This window comes from Shewanella sp. HN-41 (assembly GCF_000217915.1).
Taxonomy (GTDB): domain Bacteria; phylum Pseudomonadota; class Gammaproteobacteria; order Enterobacterales; family Shewanellaceae; genus Shewanella.
The window spans coordinates 477,353-493,571 of record NZ_AFOZ01000014.1 but is presented as its reverse complement, the minus strand read 5'-3'; the positions used below and the strand labels follow the sequence as shown (position 1 = coordinate 493,571).

The 16,219-nt window shown below is 45.7% G+C and carries 13 protein-coding genes and 2 pseudogenes; 9 read left to right on the top strand and 6 right to left on the bottom strand.

Annotation, left to right across the window (positions count from 1 at the left end; translation table 11 throughout):
• Positions 1 to 30: 30 nt before the first annotated feature.
• Both SOHN41_RS04805 and SOHN41_RS04800 read right to left on the bottom strand, forming a co-directional pair.
• Positions 31 to 1,032, bottom strand: coding sequence for a MerR family transcriptional regulator (locus SOHN41_RS04805; protein ID WP_007646199.1), 1,002 nt, complete (start codon positions 1,030 to 1,032; stop codon positions 31 to 33).
• Between the two features lie 40 nt (positions 1,033 to 1,072).
• Positions 1,073 to 2,026: a YbgA family protein gene (locus SOHN41_RS04800; protein WP_007646198.1), complete on the bottom strand. Its 954-nt coding sequence runs from the start codon at positions 2,024 to 2,026 to the stop codon at positions 1,073 to 1,075.
• 276 nt (positions 2,027 to 2,302) lie between these two features.
• Here SOHN41_RS04800 and SOHN41_RS04795 point away from each other — a divergent pair, with 276 nt between their 5' ends.
• The gene (locus tag SOHN41_RS04795) at positions 2,303 to 2,815 is read left to right on the top strand and encodes a hypothetical protein (RefSeq protein ID WP_007646197.1); all 513 of its coding nucleotides are present in this window, start codon (positions 2,303 to 2,305) and stop codon (positions 2,813 to 2,815) included.
• Between the two features lie 975 nt (positions 2,816 to 3,790).
• A complete protein-coding gene (locus SOHN41_RS20060) occupies positions 3,791 to 4,303 on the top strand; it encodes a hypothetical protein (protein ID WP_037458071.1) in 513 nt (170 codons plus the stop codon).
• A 112-nt stretch (positions 4,304 to 4,415) separates the two neighbouring features.
• Here SOHN41_RS20060 and SOHN41_RS19770 read toward each other — a convergent pair.
• Positions 4,416 to 4,652, bottom strand: a pseudogene (locus SOHN41_RS19770) (IS110 family transposase); the annotation flags it as partial.
• 133 nt (positions 4,653 to 4,785) lie between these two features.
• Here SOHN41_RS19770 and SOHN41_RS04785 point away from each other — a divergent pair.
• The 4 genes and pseudogenes from SOHN41_RS04785 to SOHN41_RS04775 all read left to right on the top strand — a co-directional run bounded on the left by SOHN41_RS04785 (position 4,786) and on the right by SOHN41_RS04775 (position 7,376).
• Positions 4,786 to 5,193, top strand: a complete 408-nt coding sequence (locus SOHN41_RS04785) for a hypothetical protein (protein WP_037458069.1) — start codon at positions 4,786 to 4,788, stop codon at positions 5,191 to 5,193.
• A 97-nt stretch (positions 5,194 to 5,290) separates the two neighbouring features.
• Complete coding sequence (locus SOHN41_RS20055) at positions 5,291 to 5,641, top strand: hypothetical protein (protein ID WP_139058333.1); 351 nt, start codon at positions 5,291 to 5,293, stop codon at positions 5,639 to 5,641.
• A gap of 65 nt (positions 5,642 to 5,706) precedes the next feature.
• Complete coding sequence (locus tag SOHN41_RS04780; protein ID WP_007646195.1) at positions 5,707 to 6,186, top strand: hypothetical protein; 480 nt, start codon at positions 5,707 to 5,709, stop codon at positions 6,184 to 6,186.
• A gap of 153 nt (positions 6,187 to 6,339) precedes the next feature.
• Positions 6,340 to 7,376: pseudogene (locus tag SOHN41_RS04775) on the top strand (transposase).
• Between the two features lie 219 nt (positions 7,377 to 7,595).
• Here SOHN41_RS04775 and relA read toward each other — a convergent pair.
• Positions 7,596 to 9,803, bottom strand: coding sequence for a GTP diphosphokinase (relA, locus tag SOHN41_RS04770; protein WP_007646189.1), 2,208 nt, complete (start codon positions 9,801 to 9,803; stop codon positions 7,596 to 7,598).
• Positions 9,804 to 10,003: 200 nt separating this feature from the next.
• On the bottom strand, positions 10,004 to 11,362 hold the full coding sequence (gene rlmD / locus SOHN41_RS04765; RefSeq protein ID WP_007646187.1) for a 23S rRNA (uracil(1939)-C(5))-methyltransferase RlmD: 1,359 nt from the start codon (positions 11,360 to 11,362) through the stop codon (positions 10,004 to 10,006).
• A 99-nt stretch (positions 11,363 to 11,461) separates the two neighbouring features.
• On the opposite strand from rlmD, the gene barA reads away from it, so the two are divergent.
• The 3 genes from barA to SOHN41_RS04750 all read left to right on the top strand — a co-directional run bounded on the left by barA (position 11,462) and on the right by SOHN41_RS04750 (position 15,247).
• Complete coding sequence (gene barA, locus SOHN41_RS04760; RefSeq protein ID WP_007646185.1) at positions 11,462 to 14,263, top strand: two-component sensor histidine kinase BarA; 2,802 nt, start codon at positions 11,462 to 11,464, stop codon at positions 14,261 to 14,263.
• Positions 14,238 to 14,837 carry a YjaG family protein gene (locus SOHN41_RS04755; RefSeq protein WP_007646183.1) on the top strand — a complete coding sequence of 200 codons (600 nt, stop codon included), beginning with the start codon at positions 14,238 to 14,240 and terminating at the stop codon, positions 14,835 to 14,837. Before barA ends, SOHN41_RS04755 begins: the two co-directional genes overlap by 26 nt.
• Positions 14,838 to 15,013: 176 nt before the next feature.
• Positions 15,014 to 15,247 carry a DUF3319 domain-containing protein gene (locus tag SOHN41_RS04750; protein WP_007646181.1) on the top strand — a complete coding sequence of 78 codons (234 nt, stop codon included), beginning with the start codon at positions 15,014 to 15,016 and terminating at the stop codon, positions 15,245 to 15,247.
• A gap of 21 nt (positions 15,248 to 15,268) precedes the next feature.
• Here SOHN41_RS04750 and lldR read toward each other — a convergent pair whose 3' ends face one another.
• Positions 15,269 to 16,168 (bottom strand): LysR family transcriptional regulator LldR, encoded by a 900-nt coding sequence (gene lldR / locus SOHN41_RS04745; RefSeq protein ID WP_007646179.1) that lies wholly within the window; start codon positions 16,166 to 16,168, stop codon positions 15,269 to 15,271.
• Between the last annotated feature and the right edge of the window lie 51 nt (positions 16,169 to 16,219).

The window sequence follows — 16,219 nt, the reverse complement described above, 5'->3', positions numbered from 1 at the left end:
GTTGAATGATGAGCTGATTTTATTGGATGGTTAGCTGATATCATTGTGTTCCCCACTATTGCCCTGCTCGCTTTTCCCTTTGCCTTTGTGACTTCTGTTGACCTTCCCCACCGAGCGAGTCGATATTTGCCCAATCAAGTCAGCAATCGAAGGCGCCCAGAAAGCCGATAAGGAAGTCAAAGTCGGCGCAAAGGGGCCAACAAATCGACAGGGGAAACTCATTTGTGTCAGCACAGTGAGCATTTCAGCCTGCTCAGAACCGGAATGATTTGGATCAGGAATAAGCAGGAGCGCATCGAGCTTAAGCCGGCCTCGCAGCAGCGGTAAATGGCCTATGGCCTGCTCGCCAAGGTCGATAACCGATACCCTAAGCGACGCTAACTCGAGGGATAGCAGCAGAGAATACAAGCTTTTAGTACGACTAGAGTTAGGCGGTGTTGCAGCGCCGTGGGATAACTGCACCACAGCAATGCGCGCCGCGGCTGGCTGCCCAGTAAAAGCATAACGCCCGCCTACTCGGCTGAGTAATTCGCTCTTTAACCACGCCATAATGAGTTCGGCATCGAGCCGTTCATCCACTAAGTCATCGAGTTGATTAAGCCAAGGTTGCAGTAACTTTTCTTTCACTAATTGAAAAGGATATAAACTAAATGCCTCATCCAATATCTGCTGCAATTTGCGCTGATTGAAGTCGAACACTGCCGTATTCAACGTAGTCATTTGCTCGCCCCACAGCTCGACAACTTGAGGTTCAACCATTTCTGTAGACGAAGATTTGGCAGTACTCGTCAGCAAAGGTTTAACCTTGCTAATCGCAACGCCTTTAGCTAGCCATGCATTAATCTCATGGATTTCTTGGATATTTTCGCTCGTATATAGCCTGTGCCCCTTAGGTGTGCGCTTGGGGATCACTAAACCAAAACGGCGCTGCCATGCCCTTAAGGTCACGGCATTCACGCCCGTTAATGCCGACACTTCACCTATAGGCAGTAAGGTTTCGTCATCGCTGATTAAGGGTAAATCTTTTTTCATATTAATCACTTACTCTTTTTTGTGGCGTAGAAAACAACGACTAATAGGCATAGCGCAGCTTTAACGCCTCTGGGTGAGGATTTAAATACACTTGTTCTTCAATATAAGGCGTCGGAAATTCCCGCAGGTAATGGTTAATCAGCGTGATGGGGACTAACAGAGGCAATAGGCCTTGGCGATATTTCATAATAGCTTCAGACAGTTCTGTCTTTTGCTCTTTGCTCAGATGCTTTTTAAAGTAACCCTGAATATGCTGCAGCGTACTGGTATGGTTTTTACGGGTCGCATTGATTTTCAGCGCCGCCATAAAGCCGTCAAAGTAGTGGGTCGCGCTTTGCTCAAGATCCTCAATATTGGCCACTATCGACCCAAGCTCGCGATACCATATTGGGCTATGTGCCATTAACAGATATTTATAGCGGGAATGAAACTTCACTAACCTATGCTTAGTCAGCCCTTCATGCCGCATAAGGTGCCAATCGTGATAGGCATAAACGCGGGTGAAAAAGTTATCCCGCAGCACCATGTCATGCAAGCGGCCTTCTTCTTCCACGGGTAATAATGGGTAACGCTCCATCAACTTGCGGGCAAACACACCAATCCCCGACTTAGATCCATTGTTGGTGCCAATTTTGTACTCAGTGACCCGTTCCATGCCGCAGGTTGGCGACTTAGCACAGAGCAAATACCCGCCGAGGAAGTCGAGCTCCTGAACCTTGTTTTCGCTGTATTCATTGAGCCTGTCGGTCACATCTAAGCTACCGTCACCGCTCTGAACCAAGATGGTTTCACCATCACGGACTAGACGGATACTTTTACGGGGCGCACCAAGGCCAATCGCCATTTCAGGGCAAACTGGCACATAATCAAAAAATGGCGCAATCTCTTGATTACAGTAGGAAGAGTTTTTATGGCCACCATCGAAACGAACCTTCTCCCCCAATAAGCAAGCACTGATCCCAATCTGAATTCGCTGCGGGTTAAACTTGTACATAAGAAGACTCGTTGTATAACTATGGACAGTATTACGGTCCATAGTTGTACAAGGATCAAATTTTTGTATAAATATTTTCGAGAAGTCTGGTTCAAACGTACTCCAATAAGTTAATCACAGATGAATCAAGCTTGGCCTCTAACTTGCTTATTAAAAATGTGCGGTAATTAGATTGAGTTCAAACGCCCGGTAGCGCCATTTAACCGCACAGCATTAACATCAAAGGTACAAAGGGACTTAATCGCAACCACTGGGCCATACGTAAAGGAATCGGACATGAGCACCATCAACCCCAATAGCTATACCATTGCTAAGAACTATGCCAATGTGGCACTCACACAACTCAAATCGAGCCAGAGTAGCCAAGCCAATAATTCATCTTCAATGACCACATCGGGTTCAGCGGCAAGCCAAGATTCAGTCACGCTCTCTTCTACTGCGCCTGTTGCAACAGCCGATACCTATAGTCACCTCGCGCCCAATGCCAAACAAGGCTATACGGAGAATGTACAAGCCATTGCTGGAACCTCTGAACCAGAAAAACCAACCAATAGACTAGAAGAAGCGATGCAGGCAATTCTCGATAAACGCACAGGCGTGGATAGGGAAAAACTGAAACAACTCGAAGAGGAAATGGCCAAAATCGCCGCCGATAACACTTTATCCGAGGAAGAAAAAACCAAGCAAATCGCATTGCTTCAGGCTCAAAAAGTAGAACTGATTAAAGAAGCCAGCGAGAAAAATGAAGAGCGGCAGCGTAATAACCAGGCCGAAGTGTATTACAGCTAATTTTCTGAATATAAAGGACCCTCTGAAACGCAATTGCCCCAAAGTAAGACAGTTGAGCTACGCGCATTACGCATTAATTGACATTACTTCCCCAGTGACACGCCGCCCCTTTATTTAACAAGAAGCGTCCCTGAGGGCTCTACTAAAACACCCATGTTTTAGAAGGTCACTGGTGCAACAATGCCAATCTTAACTACCCCTCTGGCTGTTCATTCAGCTAAAAAGCTATTGCCCCAAAGCTTGCTAGCATTTATTTAGTGAATCGAAAATTGACGAACTACTTGCTCTAACAGTTCAGAGAAGAGCCATGGGTATACAGTCATATTCAAATTTAAGTAGCTTTTCGCGTTTTAAACCCATTATTTTGCGCGTTTTTCCAATCTGAAATTATCAAAACCATTTAAAATCAACTACATATGGTTTAACCAAATTAGTTAATAGGTTTGGAAAACGCGCATGCGCGTTTTCCCAAGTGGTGTATTTGATAGAAAGCTGATAAGTTCTTTGCATACAGCTAGTTAACTGTGCGCGTTTTCACTGGTCCAACAAGGTAAACGCGCATGCGCACTAATAAAATGTTATGCAGTTTTTATTCGTTGGTAGCTTTGCGGGGAATTCGAGTTTTAAAGCGGTGTTAGCTGCAAGTTCAGTGTTGTTTACAGCTCACTATTGCAGCGTGGTGCCCGCTCATAATACGCCAAACATTTTAGCCGTGGGCTTCAGCAATTTCGACGCAGCGATTATGAGCTTCTGCACATCAACGCCGTCGTGGGTAATTCCTTACAACCATTTTTTCTGTTTACAGTGTTGAACGCTAGTCCGAGAAACCAGTCGTTACTTCTGAGGCGAAATCGGGTTCATTTTTTCAATACTGCATAACAAGGCGTTCAACGCCGTTCGCGTTGCTCACTGGACTGGTCTCCGCTTCGCTACGCCCAGCCCGTTAACTTGAAGTTATGCGTCAAAGGAGAGGCCTTGGAGTTTTATCTAAAAAAGTATGGAGACTGGCTTTTTATTCTTGTAGCAATTGTTGCCATAGTCCCCAACTTTTTATATGACACAGTTTTGAATGCGCCTTATCACTGGGCCTTTAAATATTTGTCTATTCCAATCTTTGGCATATCTTTCTACGTTTATTTTTACAAGCTACCAAAATTTCGACGTAAAGCTGGAAAATTTAAGGGTATTGCATGGACTTCAATGGTTGCAGCTTTGCTATTACTATTTAGTGGCGGCTATGTTCTGTTCTTTAATGCTTTTGTGGGTAGCCAAGATGAAGTTTATCTAACAGGTACAGTTGTCGAACTTGATACATATAAGAGTACGAAAGGCGGTATGAGTTACTATGTATACGTTTCACTTCCGAACTCAAGTGAGCCGGTGAAATTGGATGTATCAAAAGCGCACTTTAATACATTCGAAGTTGGTTCAGAGTTCAAGGAAGTCTGGGTTCGAGGATCGCTTGGTATTTTATACCATCGGCGCTAACGCATAACAAACCGCTGTAGCCGGTCGCAAGCACCCTGGGACAATAACACGTGGGCTCAGTCGCTTCGCTCCTAATTTTAACCCACGTGTTATTGCCCCTAAGCGGGGCGTTGGTAGTGAGGAGCCGATAGATCCAATAGCCACAAGGGCCTGCTTCGTAGACAAAGTGCAGTGTTGCATCTGGATACTTGGATTGAAATTGTTTTGCTAGTTTAGTGATGGAGGCTTTTGCACTAGAAACGCGGCCGTAATGTACCGCTTGTGCCCCATAATCATCTTCGATGTAGGCGACCTCGACGAATGCTTTATGAGTATCTAAGCCAATGAAAAGTATGTTATGTTTTATCATGCTGATCTCCAATTTTTAGTTTCTTTGACAAAACTATTATGGCTCTAGCTTTCAGCTAACCCACGATTGATTGGAGATCAGCATCTTTGTGGGGAGTCATTATGTCTATACATCTTTTTAGCATGGAGCACATTTGAATCAGGATACGAAAAAACGATTTGTTTCGAATTTAAAATCTACGTCTAAATTTTTGGGCTTAGTTTATTTACCTATGGCTATATTCATTGTTGTAAATGCTCTACTTGAAGATGATTATTCGAATGCCCTTGTACCTTTGTATATGTTATTTTTGATACCTTCGATTGTTGTATCTGTCGTTGTTTATTCTCAACTAGAAACCTCTCAACGCAATAAAACCATCAGGGCGATAGGGTTTTCAATTTCGGGAACTTTTACATTAATGCTTTCTTATGTCGTGGGAAATTATCTCGACGCAAACGAAATTGACTTAAACTCTATTGCGCGTATAACACCCATAAGCTTGGTGATTCATGCATTGCTGTATATTCAATTGCCCTGGTCAAAAGATAACGATGTATAACAAGCCGTTTAACGAAAACGCCAGCAAACAACGCTGGCACGGACTCGCAAACAACGCTCGCCCGTTAACGGAGCGTTATAAGCCATAGGGAAGATCGGTGTTCAAAACGTTAATAGGCAAACTCGATGTACTCAGCGTTTTTATTGGGTGGTCTCTTCTGATCATCTTCTTTCTAGCGCTGGGTTACGGTAAGTTTTTCTCTCCACCGGGAGCAAGTGCGAGTCATTTGGTATACATCTTCGGTGCGTTTCTTGGTGCTGTTGCTGTTCATATTGTCTTGGCATTTTTTAACCGTTGCCCTCACTGCAATAAATGTTTAACTGTTCAGGGCCTCGCAGCACCACATCCAGCATCAAGTGGGGATTGGTCTAAAGTTGTTTGGCGTTGGTTTTCTGGCACAATTGTTTGCATTCATTGTGGTAATAGGGTTAACACAAATGGCTTATAACAAGGCGCAACACTCGTGGCCTGAGGCCACTGGGACGTCAAACGCTAACGCGTTTTTCCGCCCGTGTGCTAAGCGTTAGAGGCTTATATGCGATTCAGCGCAATGCTATTTTTTTACTTGTCCCATTTTTAACTGATGCTGAGCAGTTGTCTGTTATTAAAGACTCAAAGCTAAAAGACGTTCTGACAAATTTTGTTTTACTCGCTGAAACGCCTGAATCGTCAAAAATGTTTGCTCGTGTTTTTCGCGTGCAAGAGCACGGAGAATGTGATGGTTCACCGGACACCTGTCCAAAATCAACAATGTATATTGCCGTGTCAGAAAACGGTGAGTATCCCGAGCAGAAACTTTATCAATTACCAGAAGGGTATAACTGGGAATTTATTAAGTGGGTAAGTTTTCCAGAAACAGAGGATCCACCGAGTAATTTAATCCTTAAAGTAAAGTCACAAAAACCTAGCAAAGACGTCAATAAATCTTGGTGGGTTAATGAAACATACACCTTAAAAGTTAATTATCAGGCTGGTTCATGGGAAAAAGAGTAAGGGCCTCTAACAAGGTCCGGCAGCACGCAGCCTTCGGCTGCTAGCAAAGGCAACAGGCAAGGAAACAGGCAAGGACAGCCACATCTTTTTGTGTTTTTCAGCCCCTTCTACTAGGCTTTAAATTATCTTGATTTTGTCTGTGTGGAGTTTGTGATGACCTCGGCCAGAAGACAGTTAATTGATGCCAATGCAACGCCTTTCTATCATGTGATAAATCGCTGTGTTCGTAGGGCTTTTTTATGTGGTGAAGATAAACTCACGGGCCGTAGTTATGAGCATAGACGTGGCTGGATTGTCGATAAAATCAAGGCATTATCTGCGATTTTTTGCATTGATATTTGCGCTTATGCGGTGATGAGCAATCACTATCATTTAGTGCTTAAAATTGATCGTCGACAAGGCAAAATCGTTAACGCAAAAAGACATTATCAGCCGCTGGCGTCAAATCACTAAGGGCCATTCAGTCGCCACTAAATATATGAATGGTGATGCTTTTAATCGACGCTGAAGTCATGTTACTCGATGGCTTACTTGCCGAGTGGCATGAACGATTAAGTAGTATCAGCTGGTTTATGCGCTGTTTAAATGAAGAAATTGCTCGTAAGGCCAATCGTGAAGATGAGTGTAAAGGGGCCTTCTGGGAAGGTCGGTTTAAGTCGCAAGCATTATTGGATGAACAAGCTTTGCTGGCATGCATGATGTATGTGGATTTAAATCCTATCAGAGCGGGCATTGCTGACTCTTTGCAATCCTCTGATTTTACATCGATTCAAGAAAGAATTAGTTCGCTAGACCCGCAAGATGACACTTTTCCCTCACTTAACACACTGGCTCAATCCGCAAATAAACTACCGCAAACAACATACAAGTCTCTCGCCAAATTTGATGGTTCAACACATCTAAGTCAGCAATCTGGCATTCCGTTTCATTTTGCCGATTATCTCGAACTGATTGATTGGACCGGCCGAGCGATTCGCCAGGATAAAAAAGGTTATATCGATAACCAACGGCCAAAACTGCTTAATGAGTTAGGCATTGCGCCCGATGCTTGGTTGACCTCAGCCAAAGAATTTCGCCGTCAATACAGTGGCATAAGTGGTCGTTGGGATGCGATGTGTGAATTCAAAGAGCAACATCACAGCGGACATTGGTGTAAAGGTAAATCGCCAAGCCAAGCGTTGCATCCTTAAGCTAATAAATGTCCACTATTCAACGCTCGGTATGACTTTTGTTTATCCGAATTGCAGATAATCCCGCGAATAATGCTGATCGCTTTTGTCCCTTTACTTTTTAGCCTAACAAATAGCACGTTCGGTAGTTAAGATTGGCATTGGAGCTCTTTTCCAAAAACAAACAAAAAAGCGGTAGGGATTTACGCCCTACCGCCCTTTTGAAAGCAAAATCGAAAACTACAGTCGACGAGCCTCAATCACACTATCGACTTGGGATAACTTAGATAACACCCGCGATAAACCATCTAGGTTATAAAGCTCCAGTTCCAACTCAATCGCGGCGGTCTGGTTTTTAGTGTCCGATGACGAACTCATGGCCAATACATTGGATTTTTCGGCGGCCAGCACTGAGGTTAAGTCACGCAATAAGCCGCTACGGTCGTGGGCCAATACCCGCAGGCGCATGCGATAACCGCCAGAGTAATTTTCCCCCCAGACCACATCGACACCACGCTCTGGATGAAGGCGCATCAGCTCTTTAACTTGTTCACAATCGGCGCGATGCACTGAAATGCCACGCCCCTTAGTGATAAAACCTAAAATCTCATCTCCGGGTACTGGCTGACAACAACGGGCAATATGATTAAGTAAATTACCCACACCGTTGACTTCAACCTGACCTCGGCCACTGGAGGTTGGCTTATGTTGGCCTTTCTTGACTAATTCTTCGACGGCATCTTCTTCTGACACGTCGTCGAGCCGCAGACGGCTTTGAATATGGTTAACCACTTGGTGCAGACGAACATCACCGCCACCAATCGCTGCCAGTAAGTCATCCATGCTCGCCATATTAAAGCGCTCGACCGCAATCGCAGCGTCTTTAATTTTAAGACTCACCCGCGCCAGTTCAGATTCAAGCATTTCTTTGCCGGCGACAATATTCTTGTCTCTGTCCTGTTGCTTGAACCAATGCTGGATTTTCGAACGCGCCCGCGAGGTACGGATATAACCTAAGTTAGGGTTAAGCCAGTCGCGCTTGGGATTAGGCTGTTTCGAGGTGATGATCTCGATACGCTCGCCCGTTTCAACCTGATAGGTGAACGGCACAATACGGCCATCGACCTTAGCACCAATACATTTATGCCCCACCTGGGAGTGAATGTAATAGGCAAAGTCGAGCACAGTTGAGCCCAGTGGCAGGTCAACGACTTCACCGCTTGGGGTGAACACATAGACTCTGTCTTCAAACACTTGGCTGCGTACTTCTTCGACCAAGTTGCCACTTTCGACCACATCCTCCTGCCATTGCAGAATTTTGCGCAGCCAGTTAATTTTTTCTTCGTAGCCGCTTTGCTTACCGGAATGATTGCCTTCTTTATATTTCCAATGCGCGGCCACACCCAGCTCTGCATCTTCATGCATGTCTTGGGTACGAATTTGAATTTCAACGGTTTTGCCCTCAGGCCCCACCACTACGGTATGAATCGATTGATAACCGTTAGGTTTAGGGTTAGCGACATAGTCGTCAAATTCACGGGGAATATGGTGCCAAAGCGTATGTACAACACCTAAGGCGCCGTAACAGTCCTGCAAACGCTCGGTCACGATACGCACGGCGCGCACATCAAACAACTCATCGAATTTGAGGTGCTTGCCCTTCATCTTGCGCCAGATACTGTAGATGTGTTTCGGCCGGCCGTAGACCTTAGCGCGGATATGATCTTCATCTAACCTTTGCTGCAATTGGCTGACAAACTTGTCGATAAAGACTTCACGATCCAGCCGCTTACCGTCTAACTGCTTAGCGATGTCTTTATAGGTGTCTGGATGTAGATAGCGGAAAGAAATATCTTCCAGCTCCCACTTCAATTGGCCAATCCCTAAACGGTTAGCCAGCGGCGCATAAATATCGGCAATTTCACGGGCCAACAACACGCGAGTTTCTTCATCGGCATTTTTCACCGCCCGTAGCAAACACACGCGTTCGGCAAGTTTAATCACTACTGCGCGCACATCTTCAACCATCGCCAATAACATGCGGCGGATATTGTCGATTTGCGGCTCGGTTGAGCGCGAATTGGGGTTAATTTTCAAGGCGCCGATGGCATTCATGGTCACGACGCTCGCCACTAAACGCGCCAGCGGCTCACCAAATTTTTCTTTGATGGCTTCTTCGGTCAAGAGTCCGGCATCGAACACCACAAACAGAATTGCCGCCTGCAGGGTTTCGATATCCATGTTCAGCGGCGCGAGGATTTCAATCATCTCGCGGGCACGTTCGAGCAGTTCTCTCTTCGCAGCGGGACTCTTGGAGGGCAAAGCATCAATCTGCCCAATCAGAGTGAGCAGCATCTGAGCTTCATCGGCATGAGCGACATAGCGGGCCACCCAATCTTCTAAGTGAAAATCGGGATCATTAAAGTGCGCTTCGCGAACAGAGACCATCTAATTTATTTCCTTATCCGTGCTCAGGGAGAAAGTGGGCACCACTTCAGCTCTCCTATCTTCAGCATTGGCGCGAACTTGTCAAACCCAACCGACGTAATAATCACATTTTTTACGTTATTCAAACGCTTTGCTTACTTTGTTGATTCACTCTTAGCGGCTCAAGTGGCGATATCTAACTGACTTTAAGTGTCCTAGATTTATTTTACCAATTCAAACAACGCCATCGCTTCGATATGATGCGTCTGCGGGAACATATCGATTAATCCGAGTTGTTGCAGCTTATAACCCCGATCTAGTAAAACCGCACTATCGCGGCCTAAACTGGCGGGATTACAAGAGACATACACAACCTTGCGCGGCTTCATTTTCTTCAGCCACTGTAAACTTTCAAAGGCACCAGCCCGAGCAGGATCGAGCAATAATTTATCGATCTTCCCCATCCAAGGCTCGAGGGATAAATCCGCACTCAAATCGCCGTGGTAGAAGGTGAGATTATCGAGCCCATTAGCTAAGGCATTATCCCGCGCTTGGTTCACCATTTCGGCAACCCCTTCGACGCCTATCACATCGCTGCCCATTTTGGCTAAGGGCAAACTAAAATTACCCATACCGCAGAACAGATCTAAAATCCGCTCACCGGCCTGTGGGGCTAGCCACGCCAATGCTTGCTCAACCATAGCCTTGTTGATTTGGCCATTGACCTGCACAAAGTTACCTGGGGTAAAACGTAAACTAACAGCCTGTGGACTTGCCAAACCTTGGTCATCGAGAAGCGAGTAACTCGGTAGGACTAGTGCCTCACCGACGCCGTGGAATTGCCCTTCATTATCCTGCAAACAAATGTGGATCTGATGCTGCTCGGCAAAGGCTGACAACTTAGCGAGATCTTTATCGTTTAACGCCTTAGTGATACGCAGCACCGCAAAGTGACCATTATCGGCTTCAATAAGCTCTAAATGACCTAGACTTGCTTTAGCCGACAATTGATTCAGCAATTTAGCAAATGGCACGATCAAATCCGATAATGGCTTAGCTAACACCTGACACTGGCTGATAGGCACGACATTGCTGCTGCTCGCCGCACGAAAACCTAAACTTAACTGTTTGGTATTTTTGTCGAATAAGGTTGCCAGACGGGCACGGCGGCGATAATGCCAGCCTTCCCCCGTTAAGGCGGGAGATAACACACCGCCAGCAGCACCGGCAAACTTAGCCATAATATCCAGCAGCGCGGCTTCTTTATGCTCACGCTGACCCGCTAAGGACATATGCTGTAAATCACAACCACCACAGGTATGGTAATGGGGGCAAGCAGGCACAACCCGCTCAGCACTAGGCGTATCAATAGTGACCAACTTAGCGCGGGCATAATTTTTCTTCTGCTCCGTCAGCTGTACCTGCACGTTTTCATTAGGCAGCGCACCGGGGATGAACACGACTTTCCCCTGATGTTGTGCTATACCTGCCCCTAAGTGATCGAGCTGGTTGACCGTTAGCGACAATTTGGCCGACAACTGTTTGGAACTATTTGGTTTTGCTTTAAAAAATTGTGCCATTTCGGCCTCTAAATCAATAAAAAACTGGCAAAGACAGGCCTTTTTCTGGCAGTCTTATAAAACGATTATGTCTCTGTTTCAGGAAATACCACCGCTGCTATGAACCCTGTCAACAACATGACCAAATACAGCCTGCGTTCTTGGGTTCTGGTACTGGCGCTTGCGCCAACGATCTTGGTCGGTATTCTTCTGGGCAGCTACTTTACCATAAATCGCTTTTATGAACTCGAAGATACGCTCATTGAGCAGGGCAGTAACATTATTGAGCCCCTCGCCATTGCCAGTGAAGGGGGATTAGTCAACAACGATCGTGAAGCCACCAAACGATTACTCGCTGCGGCACAGCTCAATAAATCCACCTTAGTGAAATCCATTGCCATTTTTGATATTCACAACCAGCTGTTTGTCACTTCCCATTACCATAAAGACTTTGAGATCATGCGCTATAAAGAGGCGCTCGGCAATTTACAGCAGACAGAAATCGAACATGTCGGCGATAGCCTGATTTTACGCACCCCCATTTTTGCCACAGCGCCCACCGCAGCCCCTGCCAATATGGAGGCCCACACCGAGAATGGCGAGCTATTGGGGTATATTTCCGTCATTATCAACAAGGAGCGCGCTTTACTCGAGCAGCACAGAGCCGCCGTTGCCGCTTTTATTATTGTGTTGATTGGGGTGCAATTAAACCTGCTATTCACTTTCCGTTTAGTGAAAAATGTCACTCAGCCTATTACCGAAATGGTGCGTGTGGTCGCCAAAATCCGTGAAGGGAAATTAGACGCGCGTTTAGATGGCAATCTGATTGGGGAACTGGATTTACTCAAACGCGGCATCAATGCCATGGCGGGTTCGCTGTCGGAGTACCACGATGAGATGCAGCAAAATATCGATCAGGCTACGTCCGACTTAAGGGAAACCTTAGAACAAATCGAAATCCAAAACGTCGAGCTGGACTTAGCCAAGAAACGCGCCTTAGAAGCGAGCCGGATTAAATCCGAATTCTTAGCCAATATGTCCCACGAGTTGCGCACACCGCTCAATGGTGTCATCGGCTTTGCCCGCCAACTGGTTAAAACCCCCTTACATTCAAGCCAAGTCGATTACATCAATACCATTGAACGCAGTGCCACCAACCTGCTGGCCATCATTAACGATATCCTCGACTTTTCCAAACTTGAGGCAGGTAAGATGGTGTTGGAAAACATGCCCTTCGGTTTACGGGAAACCATAGGCGACACTATGACCTTGATCTCAGGCAGTGCCCAAGCAAAGGGCCTCGAATTGGTCGTCGATATCGCCCCCAATGTGCCCGACAGTGTCAACGGTGATGCCATGCGTGTATGCCAAATCATCAATAACTTAGTCGGTAATGCGATCAAGTTTACCGACTCGGGTAGCGTATTAGTCAAACTCGAATTACAGAGTCAATCGGACGAACAGGTCGTACTCCGCTGTGATGTGATAGACACGGGTATTGGTATCGATGAAAGTCAGCAGGACTTTTTATTTCAAGCCTTTGGCCAAGCAGACTCATCGATTTCACGCCGCTTCGGTGGCACAGGGCTCGGTTTAGTCATCACTAAACGCTTAGTTAATCAAATGGGGGGCCAAATTGGTTTCACCTCCTCTGTTGATAAGGGCTCAAATTTCTGGTTTACCCTGCCATTAGGGCTAGGCCAATTCCAAATTGGCGACTCGTTACCCCTTGAGAAACTCAAACATAAAACCATACTCTTTTATGAGCCTAGGGTACTGACACACTCAGTACTCAGTCGCCAATTGCAACTCTGGGAGACAAAAGTCACCCACCATCAGCATATTCCAAGTTTGCTCATCACTCTCTCCACCACCGAGGGCAACTTCGATTATATTCTGTTGAGTTGCCACGGTTTTAGTGATGCTGGCCAACTGGTTAATACCTTAAACCTAGCCAAAACAAAAACCGATTGTTTAATTGTGCTATACGATTGCCAAGAGCAAGATGCTCTCAGCCAATTTATCCGTCCCAATGCCGATGTAGTGCTTTCACTTCCTGTCAGTGAACATCAACTCGCTCGCAATATGCTTTATCCACCAATGGAATACGACATAGTCGCCCCCATTACCATCGCTGCACCTGCAGCCCGTCAATCCTTAACAGTACTGGCAGTGGATGACAATTTTGCCAATTTAAAACTGATAGAAACCTTACTCAACGAGCTAGTGACGACAGTTATCGCCGTCAATAGCGGAGAAGATGCCGTAAAACAGGCGAAGAGCCGTACCTTCGATCTGATTTTTATGGATATCCAAATGCCAGGAACCGATGGGATTAGCGCCACTAAGCAAATTCGTCAGGGTTCAATGAACCGCAACACACCGATTATCGCGGTGACGGCCCACGCGATAGCCGAAGAGCGCGAACTGATTTTAGGCAGTGGTATGGATGGCTATTTACCTAAACCCATAGATGAAGCCGCGCTTAAGGTGGTGATCAACCGCTGGATCACGCGGCCCAAGTTTACCCATTTTGATCTGCACACCCTAAACTGGGATCTGTGTTTAACCCAAGCCAACCATAAGTCGGACTTGGCCCTCGATATGCTAAGAATGCTCTTGGACTCACTCCCACAAACCGTGGAAACGATTCAAACCTCACTGAATCAAAACGATCAAGCCACTATGCTCAGTACCATACATAAATTACACGGTGCGAGTTGCTACTGTGGAGTGCCAACGACACAGCGTTTATGCCAAGAGATTGAATCAGCATTAAAACGTGAAACCCCTGTGGCAGATCTCGAACCGGAAATACTAGAGTTACTTGATGAGTTAACTAAGGTAGAATCTGCGGCAAAACAAGTGCTATCACAGCTATCAGCGGAAATAACAGATGACCAAAAAAACGGGCTTCTTTAAGCGTCTAAAGGCGCTAGAACTACCACAAAAACAACTCTTTGCCATTGCACTCTGTCAACGCATGTTGCCCAACTACCAACTGTTTTCAGAAGTCTGCGAATTTGGCGATCCGACGGTATTAAGCACTGCCTTAGAGTTACTGTGGCAATCCCAATACGATAATAAACTCAAGTTTAATATCGATGTTCATCTGCAACGATTAGAAGACAACACACCGGATCCCGCTGACTTTGAGGCCTATGGTGTTTATCCCGCCATGGATGCCGTCGTTGCCCTATCGACATTATTAGGCGCCATTCAAGGTAAGATTGAAGAAGATATCATTAATATTAGCAAGTTATCTTCAAGTACTGTTGCTAACTATATTGAGGCTATCAGCGAAGTCGATCTCGTCGATGATGCACTGGATGATTTCATCTTCGCCCATGAAGTCATGGAAGAAGAAAAAGCATTACAGAATACTCTGCTGGAAATTATTGAAGAAAATCCCAAGATCACCGCAGAACTGGTGAAAGGGTTACGCAAAGATATTATCGAGGCTGGAGTGTCAAATATCGGCATCAGCGTCGCTTAATTGATGGGGTGCTTGGGGCGACTCAAGCACCTATATTTAGGTGCCTATATTTAGGTACCTATAGAATAAATGACCGAATCATAAGCCCAATCACGACCATATCACTGCCAAGCAAACCCCATAACGAATAAGCACCCGAGCTAACCGGTTACATCAGCCAATATTGAGTTATTCCAATGAGAAAGATTGTTTATCAAGGATTTATCTTAACCAATAGCGAAGGACGAACCGACAGTTGGAAACTAAGCATCAGAGATCAACAGCGCATCGGTTCTTTATTCGAATTACGGCGTTTAGTCGGATATTTCTTGGAGCTAGGCATACTCCCCGCGACGCGTTCAAGCCTGCAGGACGCGAAACAAACGCAAAATACCATGAGCAAAAATACGGTAAAACCCAAAAAACGTTAAAAATCAATTTCCCTTGTTAAATCAACGCATAGAGAATAACTCTGGCGCCTTTGACTGCATAAATTCAATAAAGACTCTTACCTTTAGCGGCTGCTGACTGCGCTGATGATATAAAATCGAAATCCGCCGCTGCTCACCTATCCACTCTGGGAGTAGTACTTGTAGTTGCCCCGCTTTAATCTGCTGTTTTACAAATAATTCAGGACCATACAAAATCCCACCGTGGTCTAACGCCGCCTCAATCGCACCGTGCAAATCCGTTAAGGTCAACTTAGTCGGACCATTAAAGTAGAAGGACTCTCCATTAGGATGTTTTAAATGCCAGTTAAATAAGGGCCATACTTTTATGAGTTGATGGTCTTCTAAATCGTCAGGGTGCGTTAATTTTGGCGCATGGGCTAAATATTCCGGTGTTGCGAACAAGCAATAATCCAGTTCCCCCAAGGTACTCGAGACCCACGAAGAATCGGGCTGAGCCCCCCCCACAATAGCCACATCGATCCCCTTATCAATTAAATCGACCAACTCATTGCTTTGGGAAATATGCAGCCGAATATCTGGGTAGAGACGACCAAACTCGTTCAGAGCACGGATAAAGATGATGGAGATAATCGAGATTGGAGCGGCGATGCGTAACGTGCCTTCAGGTTTATCACTTCCTACACCACTAAGCTCATCAAATTGAGCTATAACACTCTGATAGCGCTGAAATAGTGCTAAACCTTCCTCCGTCAGTCGCAATTTACGGGTACTACGCATAAAAAGTTGCTTATCGAGCTTCTCTTCCAACTTAGCTAATTTGCGGCTCACGGTAGCGATGGGCATATCTAGCACCTTCGCAGCCTGGGAAAAACTGCCCGCATTCACTAAGTGTACAAACAGGTAAATAAGCTGTAATTCACCGCCTAAATCATCACTCATCTTAGTTCCTAATGTCCCTGTGCGCAGGTTTTACAAGCAACCTTAACGCTA

What these genes read in the sequence shown, in the direction of transcription:
- relA (WP_007646189.1), bottom strand. Translation starts at nt 9,803, where the DNA reads ATGGTCTCTGTTCGCGAAGCGCACTTTAATGATCCCGATTTTCACTTA.
- rlmD (WP_007646187.1), bottom strand. Translation starts at nt 11,362, where the DNA reads ATGGCACAATTTTTTAAAGCAAAACCAAATAGTTCCAAACAGTTGTCG.
- SOHN41_RS04800 (WP_007646198.1), bottom strand. Translation starts at nt 2,026, where the DNA reads ATGTACAAGTTTAACCCGCAGCGAATTCAGATTGGGATCAGTGCTTGC.
- SOHN41_RS04805 (WP_007646199.1), bottom strand. Translation starts at nt 1,032, where the DNA reads ATGAAAAAAGATTTACCCTTAATCAGCGATGACGAAACCTTACTGCCT.
- barA (WP_007646185.1), top strand. Translation starts at nt 11,462, where the DNA reads ATGAACCCTGTCAACAACATGACCAAATACAGCCTGCGTTCTTGGGTT.
- SOHN41_RS04755 (WP_007646183.1), top strand. Translation starts at nt 14,238, where the DNA reads ATGACCAAAAAAACGGGCTTCTTTAAGCGTCTAAAGGCGCTAGAACTA.
- SOHN41_RS04750 (WP_007646181.1), top strand. Translation starts at nt 15,014, where the DNA reads ATGAGAAAGATTGTTTATCAAGGATTTATCTTAACCAATAGCGAAGGA.
- lldR (WP_007646179.1), bottom strand. Translation starts at nt 16,168, where the DNA reads ATGAGTGATGATTTAGGCGGTGAATTACAGCTTATTTACCTGTTTGTA.
- SOHN41_RS04795 (WP_007646197.1), top strand. Translation starts at nt 2,303, where the DNA reads ATGAGCACCATCAACCCCAATAGCTATACCATTGCTAAGAACTATGCC.